The organism is Variovorax sp. 01T439_2 (assembly GCF_056398445.1).
In genome coordinates this window covers 1-3,520 of sequence record NZ_JBFTPJ010000637.1, presented here as the reverse complement: position 1 = coordinate 3,520, position 3,520 = coordinate 1, and the positions used below count along the sequence as shown (strand labels likewise).

Annotated in this window: 7 protein-coding genes; all 7 read right to left on the bottom strand. The window is 65.5% G+C overall.

Translation table 11 applies throughout. The features are described from left to right. Positions 1 to 41: 41 nt before the first annotated feature. The 7 genes from AC1DOC_RS24885 to AC1DOC_RS24855 all read right to left on the bottom strand — a co-directional run bounded on the left by AC1DOC_RS24885 (position 42) and on the right by AC1DOC_RS24855 (position 3,365). Positions 42 to 386, bottom strand: a complete 345-nt coding sequence (locus AC1DOC_RS24885) for a hypothetical protein (RefSeq protein WP_478079245.1) — start codon at positions 384 to 386, stop codon at positions 42 to 44. After that, positions 383 to 553, bottom strand: a complete 171-nt coding sequence (locus AC1DOC_RS24880; protein ID WP_418145467.1) for a hypothetical protein — start codon at positions 551 to 553, stop codon at positions 383 to 385. Before AC1DOC_RS24880 ends, AC1DOC_RS24885 begins: the two co-directional genes overlap by 4 nt. A 100-nt stretch (positions 554 to 653) precedes the next feature. Beyond that, positions 654 to 1,664: an AlpA family phage regulatory protein gene (locus AC1DOC_RS24875; protein ID WP_478079244.1), complete on the bottom strand. Its 1,011-nt coding sequence runs from the start codon at positions 1,662 to 1,664 to the stop codon at positions 654 to 656. After that, positions 1,661 to 1,912, bottom strand: coding sequence for a hypothetical protein (locus tag AC1DOC_RS24870; protein ID WP_478079243.1), 252 nt, complete (start codon positions 1,910 to 1,912; stop codon positions 1,661 to 1,663). The genes AC1DOC_RS24875 and AC1DOC_RS24870 overlap by 4 nt, the downstream gene beginning before the upstream one ends. Beyond that, on the bottom strand, positions 1,909 to 2,217 hold the full coding sequence (locus tag AC1DOC_RS24865; RefSeq protein ID WP_478079242.1) for a hypothetical protein: 309 nt from the start codon (positions 2,215 to 2,217) through the stop codon (positions 1,909 to 1,911). Before AC1DOC_RS24865 ends, AC1DOC_RS24870 begins: the two co-directional genes overlap by 4 nt. A gap of 50 nt (positions 2,218 to 2,267) precedes the next feature. Continuing rightward, on the bottom strand, positions 2,268 to 2,477 hold the full coding sequence (locus AC1DOC_RS24860; protein ID WP_478079241.1) for a hypothetical protein: 210 nt from the start codon (positions 2,475 to 2,477) through the stop codon (positions 2,268 to 2,270). 147 nt (positions 2,478 to 2,624) lie between these two features. Continuing rightward, positions 2,625 to 3,365 (bottom strand): hypothetical protein, encoded by a 741-nt coding sequence (locus AC1DOC_RS24855; protein WP_478079240.1) that lies wholly within the window; start codon positions 3,363 to 3,365, stop codon positions 2,625 to 2,627. Positions 3,366 to 3,520: the final 155 nt, after the last annotated feature.

Genomic DNA, 3,520 nt, shown 5'->3' with positions numbered 1-3,520 from the left:
CGCTTGACGATGTCGAGCGGAACGATGTCGAAGGCCATGGGTCAGGCGGCCTGCGCGTCGGAAGGGCTGCGTGCGGACAGCAGCTCGCACATGCGCACCGTGGCGTGCGTCTCCGGCATGCCGGTGCTGCCCGGCATCGAGCGCGGGTTCTCCAGCTCGAGGCGCAGGATGTCGCCGGCCTTGAGGTCCGCATGCGCCTGGCGCCAGGCCTTCGCCTGCGGGCCGACCCAGCGCACGATGTAGCCTTCGACGCGGCCCTTGCCCTGGTTGTCGATGACGCGCACCTTCAGCACGTACTCGCCTGCATCATTCAGGTGTTCGCTCGCTGCTGGGCGGTTTGGGCGGTCCTTGCCCACGAAGAAAATTCCGGTGGTAATGGTGGTCACAGGCGTGCGCCTTTCTTCTGTTCGGCGCGCACGCGCCGGAAGGTCTTGCGGATGTCGGTGGCGACGCTCTCCGTGTACGAAAAGCGCGGGTCGGCGAGGCCGCCGATGGGGCCGGTGGGCAGCACGGCCTTGGGCCGGCGCCGGGTGGGCTGCTGGATGACGATCACGGCGTGCTCCAGCCATAGACCATCAGCACTGCGAGGGCGATGGGCAGCGCAAAAAAAGTCGCGGCGCCTGCGGCGAGCGCGAAGAGAAGATTTGGCGCCTTCATGACGCACCGCCTTCGGCGGAAGTGGTCAAGGGTTGAAGGGTGAATCCGCGGCAAGCACGAACCCTGTGCTCGTCGTCCTTGTCGTTCCAGCTGCTGTCGCCGTGCTCGAAGTCCTGGACGAAGGCGTGGCCGCGCGAGAACTGCGTGCTCGACCAGTACCACGCCGGGTCGAACAGTTCCGGCACATTGGCGAAGCACAGCGCGATTTCACGCCTGGCGGGCAGGTAGAAGTCACTGTGCCCGTCGATCTGTAGCGCAGCGCAGTACTGGGCGGCCGGGTGGAGGTGCTTGCTCGCCAGCAGCGCGCGGGTGTTGGCATGGCCATCCCATTCGCTCACGGCGCCGGGCTCGTCCTTGCCATAGGCGCCCCATGCGAGTCGGCCGAGCGAAGCGCTTGCCGCAGTCGGCACGATCAAGTGGCGGTCGGGTTGGCCTGCCGCGCCGCGTATGACTCCGGCGTAGGTGCCGCCTTGGCCGGGCCACGGTTGGCCAATGGCCGGAATGGCGGCGAGGCCGGCCGCGTGAACATTGGGGCGATCTGCTCTCTTGGCTGCTGCGATGGCGGTTCTCTTGCCCGTGGTGGCTCTTGCGGTCTGCAAGGCAACCCACGAGTCGGTCGGCATGATCAAGTGGCGGTCGGGTTGCCCTGGCGCGCCGCGCATGAAGCCGACGTAGGTTTCGCCATGGCCGGGCCACGCTTGGCCATTGGTGGGTGGCGTTGGTGCAGCGCTGGCGCGAGTGATAGCGCTAGGTGCAACCGTCTGGAGGGGGGGCGGCACCCTGCCATTGAGGTGCTCCAAAATCCAAGCATCGATMACGGAGGCGGGCCATACCACCGTCTTCCCAAGGCTGATGCTCTTGGGAAACTGCCCGGTCTTCATCCACGCGTAGATGGTGGTGCAACCGAGGCCGGTTTTCGCCTCGACAGCGCGTCGCCGCAAGAGGACTTCACCGGCGTGCACGCTCAGCTGCGCGGCGGTCTTTTGGGGATTGGGATCGCGGCTCATTGCTGCAGCTCCAGTTCCATGCCGCCGAGGTCGATGCCGGCCAGCGCCGGCGCCGCGGGCGCGCAGCCCCACTCGGCCAGTTTCATCTCGCCGAGGTGCTCGGGCAGCTCGATCACGGTGAGCTGGTGCTCCTCGAATCGCGGGAGGTCGCACTCGCTGTCGAAGAGGAAGTGCGGATCGTCAAAGACGACGGGCGCGGCCTTCTGCATGCGCAGCACCTGGTCGATGTGCTTCAGCGCGCGGCTCATGCGGGCACCTCGACCAGGTCGCCGAAGTTGTCGACCACGGCATTGACGTGGCGCTCCCAGGTTCTGCCGCTCGCATCCAAGCGCTTCTCGTAGCCGGTCCAGAAGGGCGTGGTGTCGCCGTGGAATCGGTACAGCTTGATCGCCGTTTCGAAGTTGTCGAAGTAAGCGTATGCGGAGTTGTTGGTCGCGCCATGGTGATAGGGCGCGCCATGCGGCGCAAGCACCACCGTGCCGGGCGCCGCGGCGACCGCATCAGCGGCTTCCTGGAGCAGGCGGTGCAGCAGCTCGGCTGCGGTGGCAGACATGGGGGCCAGGACGGTGGCGCCCGCGGCCTTGATGGGTTGGCGGCGCGCGTTCACGAAGCCACCCCATGAGCCTTGAGGAACTTGCTCGCGTATTCCTTGCCGAGGTAGACGATGCGGTCGGTCCGCTTGCCGTCTTCATCGAGGATGTCGACAGTGGCGGTGCTGTGCAGCACTGCCATGCTGTGATCGTGTGCGAGTTGCTGATACAGGCTCAGGCGCTGCGGCGTCTTGCGCGGGGCCTTCGGTTGGGTTGTTGCCATCTGCGTTCACTCCTGTTGTGGGCGAGTGACGCGATCTTATCGATTCGCTAGGTTCAGTCAAGCGATTCGCTAGAGCGAGGCAAATTTATTTTTCGAGGACGCAAAAAAGCCGCCCGGAGGCGGCTCTGTAGGAAGTGGATATCCCGACTATCTCAGCTCTTGACAACTGCCCATTTCGCACTGGACGACCATCACGTCGCCGCTCTCGCATGGGATGGTGTACATCTCCAAGCCGGGGGTCTTGTGGGTCAGCATGGCCATCGGGAGCGCTGCGCAGGACTGGCTCTTGGCCAGGGCTTCCGCCTGATAGGTGTCCTTGCCGAGTTCTCTCTGTGCGGGGGCGGCGGCGGGAATTGCGCGCCCAGGAGGGCGGTACTCGGCAGGGTTGTACGCGACAGGAGCGGGTGCGGCTTGGCCTGCGTATGGCGAAGTCGTGGCATAAGGGCTTGGGCCGTTGAAGGCGGCCGGAGTAGACCCATCCAGCGTTCGATAGCCCCGGCCGGCCATGCAGTTCGTCATGATTCGTTCCTGGGTCGCGACAGCGCGCCCGCCGCTGCCCAGTGCGCCAGAGGTGGCCCCGTAGCCGGCGCCAAATCTGGTTGTCGATCCCTGCCAGCGCCTGCCGCTGCTAACTGCGGATCCGATGGCTGCTCCGACCAGGCCGCCAATGATGGCTCCAGCGATGGCTTGCCCGGCTGGATTCACTGCGCTCGCGTATTGGCGGCAGGCGCTTAGGTCGTGTGAGTAGCGCTCTGGAATGACGCCTTCAAGATCAATCACGGGCGTGTAGTTCGCGCCACCTCCGGCTCCGGGCGTGTTGGGGGCTGCGCACCCGGCGATGAGAGAGACCGACAGGGCGGAGCAGATGAGTTTTATGCGGATTGCCATGGCTACTCCAGACTTCCGAAGTCCGTGGCCTCTCGCAGGCGCCGCGGCAGTTTTCGCTTGGGAGCCGCCCACGATGTGCGTAGCGGATCTGACCGGGTGTCGCCGGCGGTCCCGCTGTCAGCAATTTTCTCGGTTAGAAAGCTCAGCCCCTGCAC

Excerpts from the sequence above, each read along its gene's own strand:
- AC1DOC_RS24860 (WP_478079241.1), bottom strand. The coding sequence starts at position 2,477 with ATGGCAACAACCCAACCGAAGGCCCCGCGCAAGACGCCGCAGCGCCTG.
- AC1DOC_RS24870 (WP_478079243.1), bottom strand. The coding sequence starts at position 1,912 with ATGAGCCGCGCGCTGAAGCACATCGACCAGGTGCTGCGCATGCAGAAG.
- AC1DOC_RS24855 (WP_478079240.1), bottom strand. The coding sequence starts at position 3,365 with ATGGCAATCCGCATAAAACTCATCTGCTCCGCCCTGTCGGTCTCTCTC.
- AC1DOC_RS24865 (WP_478079242.1), bottom strand. The coding sequence starts at position 2,217 with ATGTCTGCCACCGCAGCCGAGCTGCTGCACCGCCTGCTCCAGGAAGCC.